This is a genomic window from Streptomyces sp. UF-297, from assembly GCF_058245575.1.
Map to the genome: position 1 here is coordinate 1 of NZ_JBSIBZ010000265.1, position 398 is coordinate 398.

1 protein-coding gene is annotated in these 398 nt (G+C 70.6%); it reads left to right on the forward strand.

All coding sequences use genetic code 11. The features are described 5' to 3' along the window. On the forward strand, positions 1-398 hold a 398-nt coding region (locus AC4IJH_RS43760), incomplete at both ends, for a ketoacyl-synthetase C-terminal extension domain-containing protein (protein WP_490857607.1).

Sequence of the window (398 nt, forward strand, 5' to 3'; positions counted from 1 at the left end):
CTGCTGGGTTCGGTGAAGTCCAACATCGGGCACGCGCAGGCGGCGGCCGGCGTGGCGGGAATCATCAAGATGGTGGCCGCGATGCGCCACGGCATCGTCCCCGCGACACTGCACGTGGACGCCCCCTCCTCACACATCGACTGGGACGCGGGTGCGGTACGGCTGGTGACCGAGGCCGCTCCGTGGCCGGAGGTCGGGGATCGTCCACGTCGTGCGGGCGTCTCCTCGTTCGGGTTCTCCGGCACCAACGCCCACGTCATTATCGAGCAGGCACCCGAAGCCGCTTCCGTACTGGATGCCGAAACCTCCCCGGCCGGTGGCGTGGTGTTGCCGGTGGTGCCGTGGGTGGTGTCGGGTCGGTCGGCTGCTGGGCTGGTGGGGCAGGCCGAGCGGCTGGC